The sequence below is a fragment of the Streptobacillus ratti genome, from assembly GCF_001891165.1.
GTDB classification, from domain to species: domain Bacteria; phylum Fusobacteriota; class Fusobacteriia; order Fusobacteriales; family Leptotrichiaceae; genus Streptobacillus; species Streptobacillus ratti.
Window position 1 is genome coordinate 1 of record NZ_LKKW01000014.1, and the last position, 21322, is coordinate 21322.

General features: G+C 25.3%; 21 protein-coding genes. 3 read left to right on the forward strand and 18 right to left on the reverse strand.

The genetic code is table 11. The features are described 5' to 3' along the window. A partial coding sequence (locus BT993_RS07330; RefSeq protein WP_167359433.1) for an IS30 family transposase occupies positions 1-243 on the forward strand: 243 nt, incomplete at its 5' end. Positions 244-322: 79 nt separating this feature from the next. Here the strand turns inward: BT993_RS07330 and BT993_RS03470 are convergent. The 8 genes from BT993_RS03470 to nifJ all read right to left on the reverse strand — a co-directional run bounded on the left by BT993_RS03470 (position 323) and on the right by nifJ (position 9118). Continuing rightward, the gene (locus BT993_RS03470) at positions 323-778 is read right to left on the reverse strand and encodes a hypothetical protein (RefSeq protein ID WP_072593247.1); all 456 of its coding nucleotides are present in this window, start codon (positions 776-778) and stop codon (positions 323-325) included. Positions 779-786: 8 nt separating this feature from the next. Then, entirely contained in the window at positions 787-1680 is an 894-nt protein-coding gene (locus tag BT993_RS03475; RefSeq protein ID WP_072593248.1) for a metal ABC transporter solute-binding protein, Zn/Mn family, read from the reverse strand. Continuing rightward, positions 1680-2573, reverse strand: coding sequence for a metal ABC transporter permease (locus BT993_RS03480; protein WP_072593249.1), 894 nt, complete (start codon positions 2571-2573; stop codon positions 1680-1682). Before BT993_RS03480 ends, BT993_RS03475 begins: the two co-directional genes overlap by 1 nt. A gap of 10 nt (positions 2574-2583) precedes the next feature. Then, positions 2584-3276, reverse strand: coding sequence for a metal ABC transporter ATP-binding protein (locus BT993_RS03485; protein ID WP_072593250.1), 693 nt, complete (start codon positions 3274-3276; stop codon positions 2584-2586). A gap of 11 nt (positions 3277-3287) precedes the next feature. After that, positions 3288-3827: a DUF6162 family protein gene (locus BT993_RS03490; RefSeq protein WP_072593251.1), complete on the reverse strand. Its 540-nt coding sequence runs from the start codon at positions 3825-3827 to the stop codon at positions 3288-3290. Positions 3828-3950: 123 nt separating this feature from the next. Next, positions 3951-5027, reverse strand: a complete 1077-nt coding sequence (locus BT993_RS03495; protein ID WP_072593252.1) for a ComEC/Rec2 family competence protein — start codon at positions 5025-5027, stop codon at positions 3951-3953. Then, positions 5024-5473: a pilus assembly FimT family protein gene (locus BT993_RS03500; RefSeq protein ID WP_072593253.1), complete on the reverse strand. Its 450-nt coding sequence runs from the start codon at positions 5471-5473 to the stop codon at positions 5024-5026. The genes BT993_RS03495 and BT993_RS03500 overlap by 4 nt, the downstream gene beginning before the upstream one ends. A gap of 75 nt (positions 5474-5548) precedes the next feature. Beyond that, the gene (nifJ, locus tag BT993_RS03505) at positions 5549-9118 is read right to left on the reverse strand and encodes a pyruvate:ferredoxin (flavodoxin) oxidoreductase (protein WP_072593254.1); all 3570 of its coding nucleotides are present in this window, start codon (positions 9116-9118) and stop codon (positions 5549-5551) included. Positions 9119-9254: 136 nt separating this feature from the next. Here nifJ and BT993_RS03510 point away from each other — a divergent pair, with 136 nt between their 5' ends. Next, positions 9255-9635 carry a hypothetical protein gene (locus BT993_RS03510; RefSeq protein ID WP_072593255.1) on the forward strand — a complete coding sequence of 127 codons (381 nt, stop codon included), beginning with the start codon at positions 9255-9257 and terminating at the stop codon, positions 9633-9635. 97 nt (positions 9636-9732) lie between these two features. On the opposite strand, the gene pflA is transcribed toward BT993_RS03510, so the two are convergent. The 6 genes from pflA to lepB form a co-directional block, all read right to left on the reverse strand. After that, the gene (gene pflA / locus BT993_RS03515; RefSeq protein ID WP_072593256.1) at positions 9733-10476 is read right to left on the reverse strand and encodes a pyruvate formate-lyase-activating protein; all 744 of its coding nucleotides are present in this window, start codon (positions 10474-10476) and stop codon (positions 9733-9735) included. Positions 10477-10643: 167 nt separating this feature from the next. Next, positions 10644-12632, reverse strand: a complete 1989-nt coding sequence (locus BT993_RS03520; protein WP_072593257.1) for an SIMPL domain-containing protein — start codon at positions 12630-12632, stop codon at positions 10644-10646. A 71-nt stretch (positions 12633-12703) separates the two neighbouring features. Next, a complete protein-coding gene (locus tag BT993_RS03525) occupies positions 12704-13825 on the reverse strand; it encodes a cysteine desulfurase family protein (protein WP_072593258.1) in 1122 nt (373 codons plus the stop codon). A gap of 46 nt (positions 13826-13871) precedes the next feature. Continuing rightward, complete coding sequence (locus BT993_RS03530; RefSeq protein ID WP_072593259.1) at positions 13872-15443, reverse strand: glycoside hydrolase family 57 protein; 1572 nt, start codon at positions 15441-15443, stop codon at positions 13872-13874. 12 nt (positions 15444-15455) lie between these two features. Beyond that, positions 15456-15845, reverse strand: a complete 390-nt coding sequence (locus tag BT993_RS03535) for a GNAT family N-acetyltransferase (protein ID WP_072593260.1) — start codon at positions 15843-15845, stop codon at positions 15456-15458. Further along, the gene (lepB, locus tag BT993_RS03540; protein ID WP_072593261.1) at positions 15838-17136 is read right to left on the reverse strand and encodes a signal peptidase I; all 1299 of its coding nucleotides are present in this window, start codon (positions 17134-17136) and stop codon (positions 15838-15840) included. Before lepB ends, BT993_RS03535 begins: the two co-directional genes overlap by 8 nt. Positions 17137-17337: 201 nt before the next feature. On the opposite strand from lepB, the gene glpX reads away from it, so the two are divergent. Beyond that, positions 17338-18354 carry a class II fructose-bisphosphatase gene (gene glpX, locus BT993_RS03545; RefSeq protein ID WP_072593262.1) on the forward strand — a complete coding sequence of 339 codons (1017 nt, stop codon included), beginning with the start codon at positions 17338-17340 and terminating at the stop codon, positions 18352-18354. Positions 18355-18447: 93 nt separating this feature from the next. Here the strand turns inward: glpX and rpmB are convergent, their stop codons facing one another. The 4 genes from rpmB to BT993_RS03565 all read right to left on the reverse strand — a co-directional run bounded on the left by rpmB (position 18448) and on the right by BT993_RS03565 (position 21097). After that, positions 18448-18711: a 50S ribosomal protein L28 gene (gene rpmB / locus BT993_RS03550; RefSeq protein WP_012858331.1), complete on the reverse strand. Its 264-nt coding sequence runs from the start codon at positions 18709-18711 to the stop codon at positions 18448-18450. Between the two features lie 249 nt (positions 18712-18960). Further along, positions 18961-19737, reverse strand: coding sequence for a MetQ/NlpA family ABC transporter substrate-binding protein (locus tag BT993_RS03555; RefSeq protein WP_072593263.1), 777 nt, complete (start codon positions 19735-19737; stop codon positions 18961-18963). Continuing rightward, on the reverse strand, positions 19737-20399 hold the full coding sequence (locus BT993_RS03560) for a methionine ABC transporter permease (RefSeq protein ID WP_072593264.1): 663 nt from the start codon (positions 20397-20399) through the stop codon (positions 19737-19739). The genes BT993_RS03555 and BT993_RS03560 overlap by 1 nt, the downstream gene beginning before the upstream one ends. Continuing rightward, positions 20399-21097, reverse strand: a complete 699-nt coding sequence (locus BT993_RS03565) for an ATP-binding cassette domain-containing protein (protein ID WP_244147537.1) — start codon at positions 21095-21097, stop codon at positions 20399-20401. The genes BT993_RS03560 and BT993_RS03565 overlap by 1 nt, the downstream gene beginning before the upstream one ends. Positions 21098-21322 lie beyond the last annotated feature (225 nt).

The following is a 21322-nucleotide window of genomic DNA, read 5'->3' on the forward strand; positions in this document are numbered from 1 at the left end:
AAGTATATTACTGATTTAGATATTAAGTGGTATTTTGCTCACCCTTATTGTTCTAATGAGAGGGGTAGTAATGAAAATAATAATAAGATGATTAGGAGATTTATTCCTAAGGGTAGGTCTATGAATAAATTAAGAAAAAAAGATGTTAAATTTATTGAAAATTTTATGAATAATTATCCTAGAAAAATTTTCAATTCTTCAACATCTTATGAAGTTTATGAATGTCTTTTAAATCTTGTTTAAGTTGTTTTTGGACATTTACTTTTGGAATTTAGGTACAATAAAAAATGCACCATTTGAGGTGCAATAAATTTTTAATATATTAAAATTTTCTAGTTTTGTAAATTTCTGAATATTTTCCTAATGTTTTATTATGTTTTTCAAGTACTTTTTCCCAGTTTTGTTCATCTTCTGAATTTAAAGATAAACCTTTTCCAACAAAGTCATGATCTCCACCACCAGCTATTAATATTATATATCTTTTAACACCTGGTTTAGGAAGTACTAATTCTCCCATATTATCTAACATTCCTTTAAAAAGAATTAACTTACCATGAAAATCTTCAGAGCCTGCTTTTTCAAACACTTCTAAATCTCCATCATATGCTAAATCACTTAATACATATATTTCTTCATTAGCTTCTCTATTTCCACTATCATCTATAGCTCTAATTAAAATTTCACCTTTTTCTGCTCCCTCTAAAACATTTACTGTTACAACATGTGAAAATGTAACAAAAGAAAACATAATAAATAAGCTTAATAATATTTTTTTCATTTTTCCTCCTATTTAATTAATAATTTTTTTAATCTATCTAAGTTAGTTTTTAAGATATCTAAATATCCATTCATATCCATAATTTCATCTTCATTTTCATCTAAAGGTATATTTCCTAAATCTAATTTAACATATTTTATTTTCTCTTTTTTTAATTGTTCTCTAATAGTCTTACTTAAAGTCTTACCAGAAACAACCTTATTAATACCTGTTTCTCTTATTGTTTTCTTAATTAAACTTAAATTTGAATTATATGGAATATTTTGATGATAAAGTTCTAAGCTATCAAATAAAAAATCCATTTCTGAATCACCTATATATATTACTCCTAAATCTACATCACTACTATATACTGTTTCTGTAAAATCATTAAACATTTCTAAAAATTCTAATTTCAATTTCTCAGCATTCGTAATTATATCTTCTCTATATTCAGGATAAATATCTATTAAATCGCTTGATAATATATCTATCATTTTATATATATTACTAAAATCTAACCAAGAATTAGTATTTCTTTTCCCATCTTCATTAAATTTCTTGCTTAATACTAAAGAATTATTATCTCTATAACTATACCCTAAATCTATTTCTATTACCCCTATATTATATCTCCTAGCTTGTTCATATAGGAAATCATCATCTAAAATTTTAGAAAAAGTTACTACTACTCCTGCATCTGAAAATATTTCAGATTTATTTGGTAAATTTTTAAATGTATTTTTTTGTTTAAACATATCAGTATAAGAATCTACAGCAGAAATAACTTTAATATCTGTTCCTTTAACTACATTACTTGCTAAAGTATATGAAACTTGATTAGATGTTAATATCTTTTTATTTACTGCACCCTTACTTAAAATACTTAAAATTAATAATAAGGTTAAAAATATTTTTTTCATTACATCACTCCCTCTCTATATTTTCTAGTAATATTTTTTATAGCTACGGTTATAAAAAATATTGTTGAAGCAACCAATATTATTGCTGGACCTGACGGTAATGATAGCGATAATGATAATGGCACTATAATTCCTAAAAGACAACTAATCGTTGAAAATATTATACTTTGTAGTATAAATTGCTTAATAGACTTAGATAAATTTTTTGCTGCAGCTGCTGGAATTATTAAAAGAGCCTCAACTAAAGATGCTCCAATTATTTTAACAGATGCAACAGTAACAATAGTAATTATTAATATGAATACATATTCTAAAAATACTACATTTACATTTTTTACTATAGATATATTTTTATTAAAACTTGAAAGTAACATTTTGTTATACCATAACATTATTAAAATAATTAAAATAATATTTGTAAATAAAAGTACTTTTAAATCAAAATCTGATACCGTAAGTATAGATCCAAATAGTACTGTTTCTAACATATGTGAATTAACTTTTCCTGATATGTATATAAGTAAAATTGCACCTAATGCTATAGATATTGATAAAAATATACCTATTAATGTATCTGTTCCCATTTTAGTCCTATTTCTTGTATAATTAATAATAAGTCCAAATATTATACAATAACTAAATAGCATAATATATGGCGAATTATATGGCTCACCCAAAAGTATTCCTATAGAAATACCTGCAATAGCAGCATGTCCTATAGCCTCTGAAAAAAAAGCCATTTTTTTAATTACTACCATAGTTCCAATACCACCAAGCATAGGTCCTATTAATATAGCTGCTATTATGGAATTTACAACAAATCCATATGCAAAAAATTCAGGTAGCAATCCACTATTAGCAAGTTCTGCTAAAAAGTTTCTTAAAACTTCCATTTTATCTCCCCTATGAAAAAATATCAAATATTCTTTCTTCTACTATTTCTTCCTTAGGAACTCCACTAAATATTACTGTTCCTTTAATACAAGTTACCTTATCAGCAATCTCTATTACTTGTTTTAAATTATGGTGTATCCAGATTATAGTTACACCCTCTTTTTTAAGTTTTTGTATCATCTCTAAAAAGTAAGTTTCACATACTGTATCTATACCTGAAAACGGCTCATCTAAAATAAGTAAATTAGGTTGTGGATGCAAAGCTTGTGCAAGTAAAACTCTTTGTAATTCTCCACCTGATAAAGACCCTAACATTCTATCTTTTTTATGATACATATCTATTTTTTTTAAAAGTTCATTTATCTTTAACCTTGTTTCATTATTCATACCAAAAAATACTGCTCTGTCTTGAAAAATCATGGCTAAAAAATCTTCTACTGTAATAGGAAGTGTTTTATCAAAATCTAAATTTTGTGGAACATATCCTATAACTTTTCCCTCATCATAACTCATCTTTATTTCTCCCTCAAAGGGAACTAAAGATAACATACACTTTACTAAGCTTGATTTCCCACCACCATTTGGACCTATAAGGCAATGAATTTCTCCACTTTTAATATCTATATTAATATTTTTAAGTATTTGATTCCCCCCTAAATTAAGTGAAACATCTTTTAAACTTAATTCTACTCCTTTTTTCATTTTATCCCCTTTTATATATCTTTTCCAGTTAAAGGTTTTACTTCATAAAACATTTTAGATATTTTTAAAATATCTTTTTCTACTATTTCCCCCTTATAGTATTTAATGATATTTTTAACATCATTTCCCTCAATAACTGAATCTATTAAAAAATTCCCTATATCATCATTTTTACTTATACCTAAGTAATAATAATGATTTTCTTTAATAACTAAACTCCAATCAAGTTTACCTCTTTTTTCCCATAAATCATCTTTAACAAAAGGATAAATATATTCATTTTCAAGGCTTTCTATACTTGGATATCCACTATCTTTAGCAAAAAATTCTAAATTTGTGCTAAAATTATACAAATCTGAATATATCCCATTTTCTTCTGGATTAAAACTCTCAAAACTACTTATTTCTTTTTCTGATAAAAATTTATCTTCATAACTACTTTTTGTAAAATTTATCAACAAAACTGATGTTATAAGCAAAACTAGTATTGTTATTAATATATATATACTTTCTTTTTTATTATTCTGAGGTTTAATATATTCTATTTTCATATTTTCACACCTCCAAAGCTTTAAAACGATTATATCACTTTTACCTTTATTCTTCAAGCTTGCAAATTCAGTATTAATACGGTTTTTGCCTTTATTTATCAGAAAAATTGTTCATGATTTTTTTTAGTGTTCTTTCCAAATATTTAATAAAATATATATACTAAAAATAAGTAAGAAAATGAAGATATATAAATTAAAATATTCAAATTCTATACTAATATATTTAAACCTTGAAATAAGATGTATTAATTCCATAACTAGATTATAGTATTTATCTATTAATACAGCAAAAATTGAAATACCAAAAATATTTAAAATAAAATTTATAAATATCATCTCTATAAGTAATGTAAATACTGGAATAATTAATATATTTACTAAAAAAGTAAATATTAGAATAATATTTGAGAAATAGTAAGAAAAAGGCATAATTGCTATTTGAATACATAAATTTAAATAAATAAAACTAAAGCTATAGCCTTTAATTAAAGGATATATGTATATGAGGATAAAAACTGATGAAAAAGTATAAATAAAACCTGAATCAAAAATATTAGACATATTATTTAATAATAAAACAACTATACTAACTATATACATATCACTTTTACTTAAACCAAAAAAATCTAGTAATTTCATTAAATATACTCTTTTTATAGATGCTGAAAATCCAATTAAAACAGAATAAATAGTGATAAAAATAAAGGATATGTATCTATTTTTAAAAATAGATGAAATTAAATGAATATGCAATCCAGAAATAGCAATTAAATGTATAATTCCTAAATAATTAAACATTTTCAATGTTTCCCTATCAATATCACTCTTATCACCAAGTATTATCGCTTTACTTATAGAGCGAGTATCAAAATTTTCATATGACTTATTTATAACACTTAAAATATATTGCCTATAAGTATTAAAATAACTAGATTTTACATTTAAAATCCTACCTTTATCCTTATTATCCCAAACATATGAAATAATATACCTACCATATTTTAAGTCATCATCATTTCTTAAAAATATTTTTCTATTAGTATACTTACCATTAATTTTAATAACACTCATATTCTTACCGACTACTTTAACATCTAAACTATATATTAACCCATAAGAAATATCATCTACATTAAATTTATATAAATTAAAAAATACAAAAAGAATGAAAATAGAAAATATATATAAATATTTTTTCATAATTTTATACCTTTTACTGTTATTACAGGATATGAAATGCTATTACTACTATCAAATGATATTTCAGCAAGTAAATTACCAGATTTATTTAATATGAGTAAATTAAAACCCCTATTAAGATTACCATTTTCAGTAAAATATCTTTCAAAATTAGCTATGTCAGACTTATTTTTGCTTAAATATATAAATTCATCAGATAATTTTAAATTATTCTTACCAAAAAATATTTCTTTTTTCTCTAAATCAAAATATATAGGTATATATTCTCCATATATTTCTGATTTTTTTTGATTTTTCCTAAATGAACTAGTAATTTCAACTACTTCTTTTTTAAGTCTTTCTTTTTCTAAGATGAAACGATAAGATTTTGATGATATAAAAAATGTAACTAAAATTAATGATATGTAAACTATCACCTCTATTAATGTTATCCCCCTATTTTTCATTATTCCCCCTTTTTTTTAATTATATCTTAATTTTTAATAAAAGTAAATAAAAAATCCTTGGCATTTCCCAAGGATTTATTCTTCCTTATAGTCCATTTTAGATAATCTTTGATAATAGTTCCATACTTCTTTAGAATTATTCATATTTTTTTCAAATAATTCAGTTGCCATTTCTGGATTAGTTTTCATAAGTGAAGTAAATCTTGTTTCACTCATTAAGAAATCCATATATTTATCCCAGTTTGGTTTTCTACTATCAAGTTGTAATGGATTTTTACCTGTTTTAGCTCTTCTTGGATCAAATCTTAATAAAGTCCAATAACCTACTTCTGTTGCTAATTTTTCATGTTCATTGGCTATTCCAAGTCCTCCCTTAATACCATGAGCTATACAAGGTGAATATGCTATAACTATAGCTGGTCCATCATATTCTTGAGCCTCTTTTAAAGCTTTTAATGTTTGATTTTGATTTGCACCCATAGAAATTTTTGCTACATATATATCTCCATAACTCATCATAATTGATGCTAAATCTTTTTTCTTTCTTCTCTTACCATTATTAGTAAATTTAGCAACAGATGCTATTGGAGATGAAGATGATGATTGACCACCAGTATTTGAATAAACTTCTGTATCAAGAACTAAAACCTTAATATTATCTCCTGTTCCTAAAACATGATCAAGTCCACCAAACCCTATATCATAAGCCCAACCATCTCCACCTATAACCCAAATAGATCTTTGATTTAAATAGTATTTTAATTCTAAAATATTTTCAATTTCTTCATATTTATCCTTATTAGACTCTAAAGCATTTAATAATTCTTCTTTAATTTTCTGTATCTCATTTGCATTGTTTACTACACTTAAATACTTTTCTAATATTTCTTTTAAAGAATTATCTATATTTTCTTTTTTACTTAAATTATCTATTAATTCCACAACTCTTATTCTCAATTTTTCACTTGCTTGAAGCATACCGTAACCATATTCAGCCGTGTCTTCAAATAAAGAAGATGACCATGTTGGACCTTGTCCTTTATCATTAGTTGTATATGGTGTTGATGGTGCATAACCACCATAAATAGATGAACAACCTGTTGAATTTGCTATCATCATTCTATCTCCATAAATTTGAGTTAAAAGTTTAATATATGGAGTTTCTCCACAACCTACACAAGCTCCTGAAAATTCAAATAAAGGTTTAGCAAATTGTGAACCTATAACTGTTTCTCTATTAAAATACTCATCTTTGTATGTTACATGATTATATAAATAATCTGCATTTTCTTTTTCACCCTTTTCAAGCTGTTCTTCTATAGGTCTCATTACTAAAGCCTTAGTTCTTGCTGGGCATACTTCTGCACATGCCGTACAACCTGTACAATCGAGAGGAGAAACCTGTATTCTATATCTTAATCTTTCAAGACCTTTTCCTAATGGATTTAATAAATCCATACTATTTGGTATATTTTCTAATTCTTTCTCATCAATTAAAAAAGGTCTTATAGCTGCATGAGGACAAACATAAGAACATTGATTGCATTGTATACAATGTTCTGGTCTCCATTCTGGTATATATTTAGCTATTGCTCTTTTTTCAAAATTCGCCTCTCCATTTTCAAAAGTACCGTCCTCATACCCATCAAATATTGAAACTGGTAATTCATCTCCTTTTAAAGCTGTCATAGGTTCAGCAATTTTAGCTATAAAAGAATTTTTATCTAAACTATTCCCATAATCTAGGGTTAAATATTCCTCTTCATCTACTAAATTTGCCCATTCTTTTTTTACTTCTATTTCAACTATATTTTCTTCTGCCAATTCTATCATTTTTAAATTCTTAAGAACTATGTCTTCTCCCTTTAATCCATAGTTTTTAATGACATGTTTTTTTAATTCTTCTTTTGCCATTTTAAAGTCTATTATATTAATAAGTTTAAAAAAAGCTGATTGTAATATAGTATTAGTCTTACTTATCATACCTAAATCATAAGCTATTTTATTTGCATTAATTACAAAAAATCTTGCTTCTGCTAAAGCAAGTTCCCTCTTTATTTTCTTTGGTAAACTCTCAATTAATCTTTCTCCCTCATATATACTATTTAGTAAAAAAGTTCCTTTTTTTCTTAACCCTGAAAGTACATCATATTTTTTCAAAAAAGTTTGATTAGAACATGATACAAAACTAGGATTACTAACTAAATATGTCGAAGTTATAGGTTTATCGCTAAATCTTAAATGAGACCTAGTAATACCACCAGATTTTTTAGAATCATAAGAAAAATAGGCTTGTACATATTTATCAGTTAAATCTCCAATTATTTTTACACTACTTTTATTAGCCCCTACAGTTCCATCTGACCCTAATCCAAAAAAAAGACATGAAATATCATTTTCCTTTGATAAATCTGGATTTTCATATATAGGAAGTGAAGTAAATGTAACATCATCTTTTATTCCTACAGTAAAATGGTCTTTAGGTTCTTTTAATACTAAATTTTTAAATACAGAAATAATATGAGATGGATTTACATTTTTAGAAGCTAATCCATATCTTCCACCAATAACTTTTGGTGCATTTTCTCTTCCATAAAGTACTGATTTAACATCTAAATAAAGTGGTTCTCCATAAGAACCTGGTTCTTTAGTTCTATCTAATACTGCAATTTTTTTAACACTCTCTGGTAATTCTTGTAAAAAATCCTTTGCAGAAAATGGTCTGTATAGACTTACCTTAATCATACCAACCTTTTCTCCACGTGCATTTAAAAAATCTATAGTTTCTTTAATAGTTTCACATACAGATCCCATTGCAACTATTACAGATCTTGCATCTTTATGACCATAATAAGTATAAGGTTTATACTCTCTACCAGTAATTTTAGAAATTTCTTTCATATATTCTTTAACTATCTCTACTGAATTATTATAGAAAATATTCTGTGCTTCTCTTGCTTGAAAGAAAATATCATCATTTTGTGCTGTTCCTCTTGTTACTGGTACATCAGGTGTTAAAGACCTCATTCTAAATTTCTTTAAAGCTTCCATATCTATTAATTTTTCTAAATCACTATATTCAATTTTTTCAATTTTTTGTATTTCATGCGATGTTCTAAAACCATCAAAGAAATGCAAAAAAGGCACTCTTGATTTAATAGCCGATAAATGTGCCACTCCAGCTAAGTCCATAACTTCTTGTACAGATGATGAAGATAACATAGCCCAACCTGTAGTTCTTGCTGAATATATATCTTGATGATCTCCAAAAATTGAAAGTGCATGTGTTGAAATCGATCTTGCTGCAACATGTATTACCCCTGGTAAAAGTTCACCTGAAATTTTATACATATTTGGAAGTTTTAATAATAATCCTTGAGATGCTGTGAAAGTTGTTGTTAAAGCACCTGTCTGCAATGATCCATGAACTACACCTGCTGCTCCTGCTTCTGATTGCATTTCTATTATTTTAGGTACTGTCCCAAAAATATTTTTTTTCCCCTTTGAAGCCCATTCATCTGTGTATTCTGCCATATTGGTAGATGGAGTTATTGGATAAATTGCTGTAACCTCTGTAAAAGCATAAGAAATATAGGCCGCAGCTTCATTTCCATCCATTACTTTCATTATAGGTTTTCTTTCCATATTTCCCTCCGTTTAACTAGGCAATTTCTTCCATTGCAGTAGTTTATTAACAATAATAGTATACAATAACTATGTATTATTGTAAAGCCTTTTAATTTGTGTTATACTTTTACTATATCAAAATAAGGGGAACAAAATGTTTAATTTTTTAATATTAATTACCATACTAATTGCATATATTAAAATATACATAGGAATAAGTAAGTTTTTCAGATTAAAATATCCATTTAACAGTTTAAATTTATTAGTAATTCCTATATTATTATTTGAGATAATAGCTATAATTTTATTTATGATTAATCCAAATTTAGCAAATATAGCTCCAACAATAATACATTTTGTTGGTAATAGTTTTACTATTTTACATTTTAACTTTTATACAATAGTTTATCTTATAATTAACATACTACTTATAGTTACTAATTTAGGATTAAGTGATGATTTTATTCCAATACATAATTTTGTATTATTACTTCATTTTATTATTAGTGCAATATTTACTATAAGGATATTATAAAGGATTATAGATGAGAGAATTTCTAAAATTTATGAAATTCTCTTTTTTTAAATGAAAAAGAGAGCATAAAATCTCTCTCATTTCTTATATTACTTCTCTATTTAACTTTATACAACGGTAAATCATACTTTAAAAATATTTCTTCAGCTATTTTAATTTCTTCTTTAGTCGGTGTTGGTGTATCTCTCAATTTATATTCTTTTTTCATTTTATCCCATTTTGGTGTTCCCATTTGATGAAAAGGTAATATATCTACTCTTTCAACATTTTTAAATTTAGAACAATATTTAGCCCAATCATCTAAATCTTTAGGGTCATTTGAATATCCTGGAACTAAAACATATCTTAACCATACTGGTTTATTAATACTTTCTAAATAATCTGCCATTTTTAAAGTTGGTGCTAGATTAACAGAAGTTAATACCTTATACTTTTCTTGATCTATATGTTTAATATCAAGCATAACTAAATCTGCTAATTCTATTGCCTGTTTAGCTTTCTCAGTGAAAATATATCCTGAAGTATCAATGCAAGTATGTATTCCAGCTTCTTTACATAGTTTAAATAATTCTATAATAAAATCAGATTGAAGCAAAGGTTCTCCACCAGAAACTGTAACTCCACCTGTTTTAATAAATCCTCTTACTTTCATAATTTCTTTAAATACTTCTTCTGGTGTCATTAATTTTTTATGGTCTTTCAAATTCCAAGTATCTACATTATGACAGTAAAGACATCTTAAGGGACAACCTTGTAAAAAAAGTACAAATCTTATACCAGGACCATCTTTAGTCCCAAATGATTCAAATGAATATATATATCCTGCATTTTTCTTTTCCATATACAACACTCCCTAATAAGTTATATTATAATTATATAATGAAAATTTTTTAAATGCAATAAAGATAGATACTTTTATAACAAACTATCATGTCTTATTAATCTAGCTATAGTATTTACAAACATATTTAACATATCTTTTTATTCAGTGTTTCTTAATCTGAAATCTTATTTTAAATTAATTACAGCTTCTATTACCATATTAGATCTATATGGTTTAACAAATATCTTATATGGATTTTCTTTTGCTCTTTTTATTATTTCTTCATTTGATATATTTAAATTATACTCATAATTATTTCTATTGAACATTAATCCATCTCTACCATAATATTTATACATTTCATTATCATCATCTTTAATAGATTTAAATCCTTTAGTTTCTATATTTTCTAATTTATTAAATCTATTTTCCTTATTTTTTAAATCCTTAAGTAATTCATCATAAAATAGTTTTTGATAATTTTCAACATTATCCAAACCATAATTAATATATTCAGTTTCTATACCTAATTCTCTTAATAGCGATACCATAAGTGATAAATTAGATATATCTTTTGTAACAATTTTAAGTTTATTATTAGTAATGTAGTTTGTAACTTTTTCAGTTATTTCTTCTCTTTCAACTAAAGAAGTATTGTGGTATTGTTCAAGATTAATGTCAACATTTAATTTTGCAAGATTTAATTTTAAACTTCCATATCTCTTATTTGCCAAATTATATGCTTCATTAACAGTTTTAGCACTCTCTTTTATTTCTAAAAATAGTTCATTATTACTAGTATATACCCTAATTTTATCATTATCTGTCAATTCTAAAAACTTTTGATAATTTAAAGTATTAATTTTACCTACTCTAATATTAAAAGTTGCTTGTTGTTCATTTTTAATTACTTTCCCTAATTTTTTCTCATAATTTTCATATATTTTAGTATCAAATGAGATAGTTTCTATATTTTCATAAGAAATCTTAGCATTTGATAAAAGTTTCTTTAACTTAGCTAATACTTCAGCATTCTTATTATTAGAATCAATCATATTCTTATTAGACTTAGTATTTATAGATATTTCAAAATTAACTATATCAGCTTTAATATCTTTACTAAAACTAGAATAAAGATTTAATTCATTAGGATATTTTATATCTTCTTTACCATCATCAGCTATAAATTCTACAGTTAATTCATTTTGAAGTTTAATTTTTGGAGTAACTATTTCTAATCCATTAGTTTTTGTGCTTTCTTTAGCACTTTCAACTCCCCTTGTTTTATAACTAGCTAACATAGGCATTGCATATTCAACTACATCATTTGCAATATTAATCTTTCTTTCAAGTTCATCTACTAAATATCTATTTTCTTTAATTGATTTTATATTCTTAATTTCATAATCTTTCATCATCAATAATTTAGCTTTTTTTCTAGCTTTTGTATACGCATCTTCATACATATCTAAATATCTTTCTTTTAAATTAGATACTGAATATTCTATATTATTATCAATTTCTACATTTAATTTAGATGCTATTTCAATTAATTTATTAATCTTATTTAAATCTCTTAATTTAAGAGAAAAATCATTTTCTACTTCATAATATGTTTCATCTATTCTTTCAATTTTTTTATATGAATCTGAAAATACAAACTCAAAATCTAAACCTAGATTTTTTTTAAGTCTTTTAATTTTTTCATTTATTTTATTATATGTATCTTTCTTATCTTTACCAGTAGAAGATAATTTAAAGGTAATTACTCCCTTATTCATCTTATACCCTATAGCACCTATTTTTTCTAGTTCGTTTATAATTTTAGAACCATTACTAATATCAGATGTTATAGAAAATGTCATATTTGTTTCATAGCCATTTTCTTTTTCTTCTTTAAGTTTAGAAAACTTTCTATCACTAATAACATTTGTTGTTATATTATCAAACTTAATTCCATTTTCATTTAATTTCATAAAAAATTCATTTAGTTTTTCTCTATTAACACTTCTTGTTTTTTCTAATTTTTTACCCTCTGATTTTAGTTTAAAATTTATTAATGCTGTATCGGCAATAATTTCTTTTTCTACTTTTTGTCTAGTTGATATCGTAATTTCTTGACCAACAACATTTAATCCCACTATTAAGGATAATAATAAAAATATTTTTTTCATACCTAACTCCTTTTAATCATTTATACCTCTATATTTTACACCATCTTTATTATATTTCTCTTATACTATTCTTATTTTATACTTCTTAGCATTTGTAAAAAAGGTGTTAATACTTCAAAAAACTTGTCAATTTCCCCCTTATTATTATACTTAGAAAAACTTATTCTAATAGAACTTTCTATTCTTTCCTTAGGTATATTTAGAGCCTTTAAAACATGTGAATCTTTTTTGTTTGCAGAACAAGCAGAACCGATAGAAATAAATATATCATTACTTGCAAGAAAATTTTGTAATACTTCAGATTTTGCACCAATAAAAGATACATTAATTATACTATCACTAGAATTTTTAGGACTATTAACATATATATTAGGTATATTTGATAATTTCTCTAAAAAATATTCTTTTAAATCTTTAATCTTATTTTTATCTTCTAAATTTCCTATTTCTATAGCTTTTAAAAATCCCATAACTAATTCATTAGGCATAGTACGTGGAATGTATTTGTTTTCACTATTACTACCATATATTTGTTCTTTAATTTTAACTCCATTTTTAATATATATAGCTCCTATTCCTTTAGGCCCATGTATTTTATGTGAACTTATAGATAAGATATCAACTTCAATTTTAGAAAAATCAAAATCAACATGGTTTAATCCTTGTACAAAATCTATATGAAAATATGTATTGCTATTTTTTTCTTTAATAGCTTTAGATATATTTGCCATATCCATTATTGTCCCTATTTCATTATTAACACCCATAATTGAAACAAGTTTAGTATCATTTCTGATTAAATCTTTTAAATTATCTATATCTATATTCCCAAATTCATCAACATTTACAAAATCTAATTCATAACCCTCATTTTTTAGTTCCATAGCCGTATTTAAAAGTGAAGGATGCTCAATAGCTGAAATTATTAAATGTCCTTTTTTTTCTTTTCTCATAACACATGTTAATGCTAAATTATTTGCTTCTCCACCACCAGATGTAAAAGAAAAATTATCAGGATTTAAACCTAATACTTTCTTAAATATCTTTTTTCTATCTTTTATAATTTTCTTTATATCATATGCTAAAGTATAACCTGAATCTATATTTAAATACATCTCCCTCATTACCTTAGCCATTTCTTCTATTACTCTCTCATCTACACGAGTAGTTGCTGAATTATCAAAATATATCATAAATCTACCTACTTTTTCAAAAATTTAGAAAAGAGGGTCGCCCCTCTTATCTATATACTCTATAATCTATATTTCTAAATATATTATCTCTACCCTCTATTTCTCTTAACCATTCTTCATCTATGCTTCCATGTTTAATATCTTCATATATTTTAAATAGTCTATAAGTATGATCTGATACTTTCTTTTCTGCATATCCAACCATAGTTTTTGTAAACATTATAAACGGCCAACAAGAAGTTTGAGCCAAGAATAATTCTCTAGCTGCTTGATTTAAAGCCCTATATTCTAATTCGTTTGCTGGTTCCATTTTAGCCATTTCTATCATTTTAGATGCAGCCTTATGTAAATGTCTGTAAATATAGTCATTAGAACCATCTACCCAAACATCATAATATCCATTAGCTCCCCAACTTGACATACTTAAATCAACAATCTGATTTAATTTATATACATCTAAATATCTTGATGGTGTGATACTTCCAAAATTAGATTCCTGCATTGCTCTAAATATATATTCTAAAAATATTGGACCCTCATACCACCAATGTCCATATAGCTCTGCATCATATGGAGATACTATTATTGGTTTTCTATATTTCATTTTACTTGCTAAATAATCTATTTGTTTACTACGATTATATACAAAATTATAGGCATGAGATATAGCAGTATTTCTTGCTTCTTCTGGATTATATGCTTTTTTAAACGTTCCTTTTTTATCAGTAATTGCATGATATTTTATCCCTATATTACGTCTTACTCCATCACTATGTAAGAATGGTTTAATATATTCATAATCAAGTTCATAACCAGCATCTTTATGAAATTCTCTATATGCTCCATCTCCAGGATATCCAACCTCAGATGACCAAACTTGCTCTGATGATTCTAAATCTCTAGCAAAGGCTGCTACACCATTTTCAGTAAATACAGGAGAATAAACTCCATAAACAGGTCTTGGATTAGAATTTTTTATTCCATGAGCATCAACTAAGAAATATCTAATTCCCTCATCTTTTAAATATATATCTTGTCCTTTATAATAAGCACATTCTGCAAGCCATATCCCTTGAGGTTCTCTACCAAAATTAGACATGTAATCAAGTTTCGCCATTTTAACTTGTGCTTTTACAGCATTAGGGAAATCTTTCATCATAGGAAGCATTCCATGTGTTGCAGTAACTGGAATAATTTCTAAGTTACCTAAATCTTGAAAATATTTAAATCTCTTAATTAAATTTTTATCATTATCTAAAAAGTATTTTCTTGCATTGAAATATGTATCATAATTATGTACAGCAATAGCGTACATATCAGGATATGGAGCTAATCTTTCTAATTCTAAAGTACAAAAATCCACTAATTTATCCATATGTTTTAAATATCTATTTTGTAACATTTCATCATTTAACATATTAGCTAAAGTTCCTGAAATTGTCATAGTAATATTAAAAGGTACTCTATCTCTAGTTAAGTTCTCAAACATATTTAGAAGTGGTATATATGTTTCTGTAATTGCTTCAAATAACCAATCTTCTTCTAAAAACTCTTCATATTCTGGATGTCTTACATATGGCAAATGTGCATGTAAAACTATACTTAAATAACCTTTCACTATAATCACTCCCTATTTTTTCATTATCAATGCGTTACTTCCATCTAAATAATATTTTTTCCTAACTGATATTTTCTTAAATCCAATTTTTTCATAAAGTTTTATTGCCGATATATTTTTTTCAGAAACTTCCAAAAAAACATCTTTATCATATGAAATATTTTGTAAAAGTTTTTGGGCATACCCTTTATTTCTAAACTCTTTTTTAATGGCAATTTCAAATAATTCATAACAGTCAAAACTATCAAGAATTATCATATATCCAACTAATTCTTCTTCATAAATACAGAATATAGAATAATTAGGATTTTCATAGATACTTACAATATCTTCATATCTTTTTTTATCTAAAAAATTTTTATTATGTAAATATAAAATTTCTTCAATTTCCTTTTCATTCATTTAAAAGCCCTACTCTATTAAATGGATACCATCTTAGTAATAATTTACCATATATTCTTTCTTCTTTAACATATCCAAAAAATCTTGAATCATTACTATTTCTTGTGTTATCTCCCATAGCCATATAGTAATTACTTTCTAATTCAATTTCTTCTCCATTTAATAATTTAGTCATAACATCTTTATCATATTTAAAATCAAGTATAGGAAGTACAAATCTACCATCACTTTCTAAAACATAGGTATATCTTTTACTACTTAAATCTTGGTCTACTCCACTTATTTGCTCTAATGTATTAGTATTAAAGAAACCAAATAAGTACTTGTAGTATTTTTCAGAAATGTTCTTAGCTAAAAAATCTTCTCTTGTTACCTCTACTACTCCATTTCCATTAACTATATCAAGTTCTAATATGCTTAAAAGTTTAACCTTATCTCCTTTTTTAGGTATATATATTTCAGGATTGTTATATAGTTTCAAAATACCCTCTACAGAATATTCTCTATTTAAACTTGATTTTTCTCCATTAATATATATATTATTATCTTCTTCATTAATTTTAAATGTTACTCCAGATGTTCCTGTAATTCTTTTTGTGTACATCAAACTATTATCAAGTGGCTCTTTAAATGAAATAATATCCCCTATTTGAGGTTTCTTAAATCTATATAACACATTATTGGCAAATATTCTATCTCCAACTTCTATAGTTGGTTCCATAGAACCTGTTGGTATAGCATAATTACCTAAATAATAACCCTGTATGATTAATACAAGAATAATAATATAGATAGAGTTAAATATTTTCTTCACCTTATTTCCTAATTCAATGTTAGAATAAAAAATTAATATTAATGAAAATATAGTTCCCACTATGTTTATTATTAAAAAGTATTTATCATCTACACCAAACATTGCTTTACCAAATACTATAAGGACTATATTTAATATAGCCGTATATTCATAATAGTATTTTTTTAAATAAGTTCCTAGGAATATTAAGAAATTTAATGCACTTCCAATTATTATTATCTTATTCTTAATTGGTAATATATCATTTCTTGTATAATCTACTTTAAATGCTAAAATTCCTAAAATTATCAACACTAATGTATTAATAAATATTAATATTTTATCATTTTTAATTTTTTCACTTTTTAATCCTAATTTTTCTAAAAGTTTATCTACTATTTTATTTATATAATCTACTACTTTCTTTTCTTTAAATAAATAAGTTAATATCATTATTGATGTAATAATGTAAAAAAGTAGATATAAGACTATTTTCATATATGCCTCCTACTTCAATAAATATTAAATGTATTATAACATAAAAAAAAGAAAAATAGAATAACACACTTTCACATATATATTACCTTGAATATATAAAAAGTCAATAGATGAACATAAGTGTAAATAGACATTTTATCTCTACAATCATTGCTTTTTTTATGGTATAATTTATATAACATAATATTGAAAGGAGCAAAAATGAAAAGAGAATTAGCATTAGAATTCGCAAGAGTTACTGAGGCAGCAGCACTTGCAGCACACAAACTAGCAGGTAGAGGTAATAAAGAAGAAATAGACAGAGTTGCCGTTGAAGCAATGAAAATAATGTTAAATAGAATAAAAATAAAAGGTGAAGTTGTAATTGGCGAAGGTGAAATAGATGAAGCTCCAATGTTATACATTGGTGAAATTCTTGGTAGACCTGATGGACAATATCTTGAGGTTGATATAGCCGTAGATCCTGTTGAGGGAACTCGCATGACTGCACAAAGACAGGCAAATGCAATAACTGTACTTGCAGTTGGTAAAAAAAATTCATTCTTAAAAGCTCCAGATATGTATATGGAAAAATTAATAGTAGGTCCAAATGCAAAAGGTTTAATTGATTTAAATAAACCATTAAAAGATAATATAGAAATAATAGCAAAAGCAAATAATAAGGATTTAAAAGATTTAACTGTAATAATATTAGATAAACCTAGACATAAAGAAATAATTAAAGACTTACAGAAATTAGGAATTAGTGTTTATGCCCTGCCTGATGGAGATGTTGCTGCATCTATACTAACATGTATGGTTGATAGTGATATTGATGTTGTTTATGGAATAGGTGGTGCTCCTGAGGGTGTAATATCAGCTGCTGCCATAAGAATTTTAGGTGGTGATATGCAGGCAAGATTAAAATTACGTAATGAGGTTAAAGGATATTCTTTAGAAAATGATAAAATATCAAAAGATGAAAAACGTAGATGCGAAGAAAAAGGTTTAGTAATAGGTGATGTTCTTAAATTAGATGATTTAGCTCATGATGATGAAATAATTTTTTCTGCCACTGGTATTACTACAGGGGATTTACTTGAGGGTATAAAAAGACGTGGAAATATAGCTAGAACACAAACTCTACTAATTAGAGGTAGTTCAAAAACAGTAAGATATATAAATTCAATTCATAATTTAGATTATAAAGATGATAAAATAAATCATTTAGTCAAATAGATGCTTAGTTGCATCTATTTTTTTTCAAAAAAAAAGGGTGTATTATAACACCTTTTTCTATGTGAATCCCCTAAAAAAAGGTGATTTCACTTATTAATTTGCTGAAAATAAGATTTTTGCAAGTTTAGAGCTTAAGTTATCTTTATTTTCAAGTAATATTTTCTTCACTTGATCCTCATTTTTACCTTTTAATGTTTTCATTGCTTTTGTACTTACTCTAACTTTAACTTCTTTACCATCAAGCATTAATTTCATAGTTTGAAGATTAGGTCTCCAAATTCTTTTAGTTGCTCTATTTGAGTGACTTACTAAGTTACCATGACCTACTTTTTTCCCAAATACTTCACAAATTTGCATATCTACACCTCCTAATTTCACTTTTACTAGATTTTAATTATAACATAAATAACAATATTATTCAAGCAATAATATCAAGTATTTTACAATTTACAAATAATTATACAATAAAACAACATAAATTGCAAATTTTATGTAAAAATTTAACATAACTTTTATATAACATGTAATATAAAAGAGTAAAAAGCCTGTTTTTTCAGGCTTTCTAAACTAATTAAAATTATTTATTATTGGAATATTTGTTAGTAATTAAAATACTGGATAACCCTCTTCTTTATAATTTTCAAGTAAGAATTTTCTTACCTTTTCTGAAGTCATTGCTTTTGTTAAATCCTTTATTTTTTGACTATCTTTATTATCTTCTCTTGCAGCAAGCATTACAGCAAATCTAGCATCAGATGATTTTTCTAAAAGAATTGCATCTTTAACTTTTACACCTATTTTTAACATATGTGATGGCCAGTTAAATGCTAAATCAAATTCTTGGTAAGCTTGTACTAATGCCGTTATTGCAACAGGAGTAATTTTTAATCTTTTTTTGTTTTCTTTAACATCTGCTAAATTATTTAATCCTGTTTTTTTAGCAAGTTTTATAAATCCTTCTTTTTCAAGTATTCTTAAAGCTCTATCTTGATTAGTAGGATCGCTAGGAACTGCTACTCTTGCACCATTAGGAATTTGTGATTTTCTTTTAATAGTTTTTGAATAAAATCCAATATGTACATCATATATAGGTTTAACTTTAACTAAAGTCCCATTATTTTTTTCATTAAAAATTTGCATAAATGGCTCATGTTGATGGAAGTTTGCATCAAATTCTTTTGCATTTAACCCTATATTAGCCGTTACATAATCAGTTAATAATGAAATTTGTACATCATAACCTTGTTCTTCTAAATCTTTTGCAGCAATTTTAACTATTTCATTCATAGGATATCCTGCTGCTGCAATTTTAATAACTTTATCATTTGAAAAAGTTAAACTAGAAAATAAAATAGTAAAAAATAATAATATTTTTTTTAACATTAAGAATCTCTCCTTCTTTTATCTAATTTTTTTGAAATTTTATTACCTGTAACCTGTATCAAAAATACCATAACTATCATTATAGACACCACCTTGTAAACCAAGGCATAGTTGTATTCTTGGTATCCATATCTAATAGCAAAATCTCCTATACCTCCACCACCTACTATACCCATAACAGTAGAGTAAGATATAAAGCTAATTATACTAGAAGTTAATCCTAAAACTAAAGAACTCCTAGATTCAACTAATAAAAAATGCCAAACTATTTGAAAACTTGTTGCTTTCATAGATAATGCTGCATCTATTATACCTAAATCAACATCATGAAATGATTGTTCAACAAATCTTGCATAAAGGGCTACTGCTACAAAACATATAGGAAAACTTGCTGGTAATAATCCAAAAGCTGTCCCAAAAACTAATCTTGTAAGCGGTATTAGAATAATAACAAAGATTAAAAAAGGAAAACTTCTTACAACATTAATATATATATTAATGGGTATATATATATACATATTCTCTTTTAATCCATTCTTTTTAGTGATATATAGCAATGAACCTAACGGTATTCCAATTAATATTGCACAAATTGTTGGAATTAATACCATAATAAATGTATCTTTAATAGATAAAAGTAATTCTAAAGTAAAATAATCCATTATTTTAGTACCTCTTTTGCATATTCTAAATAGCTAAATTCTCTTTCTTCGCAAAAATCCTTATTTACTTCAAATATTTCTAAAATTTCTCCATTTTCTATAACAGAAACTCTATCACATATTTTTTTAGCAACCTCTAATTCATGAGTTACAAATAATATTGTAGTTCCATAATCTCTATTTATTTTTTTAAATAAAGATATAACCTCATTTTTAGTAATTTTATCAAGTGAAGTTGTAACTTCATCACAAATCAATAAATCTGGATTTGAAACTAAGGCTCTTGCAATAGCTACTCTTTGTTTTTGTCCACCACTTAAAAAAGATATGTATTCATTTTTCTTTTCAAGTAAACCTACATACTTTAATACTTCTTCAACTTTTTCATTATCTTTTTGTTTTTTTAATATTAAAGGAAGTGCTACATTTGAATATACATCTTTATTATTTAAAAGATTTAATCCTTGAAATATAGATGACATTTCTATATTTTCATCTATACTAATCTCACCACTATCAGGTTTAATTAATCCTTGAACAATCTTTAAAATAGTTGATTTACCACTTCCAGATTTTCCAATAATTCCAAAAATCTCACCTTTTTTTAATTCTAAATTTACATTTAATGTAAAATCTCCAATTTTTTTGTTGATATTTTTTAAATTCATTCTATCACCTAAGTTTATTCTAACATGCATATTTTATTAACACCTAAATTTTTCTTAAAATATGGAAAAAAATATATATTTAATTTAATTTCAAATAAAAATGTTCCATATTATGGAATAAAAGGCTTTGTATTCTATCATTTTCATCTTATTAAATCTAACTTTGTGAATAATATATTTTTTAAATAAAAATTTTTTCAATCAAATAATATATACTTTAAATAATGTATAAATACCTAGATATTTTAAAAATAA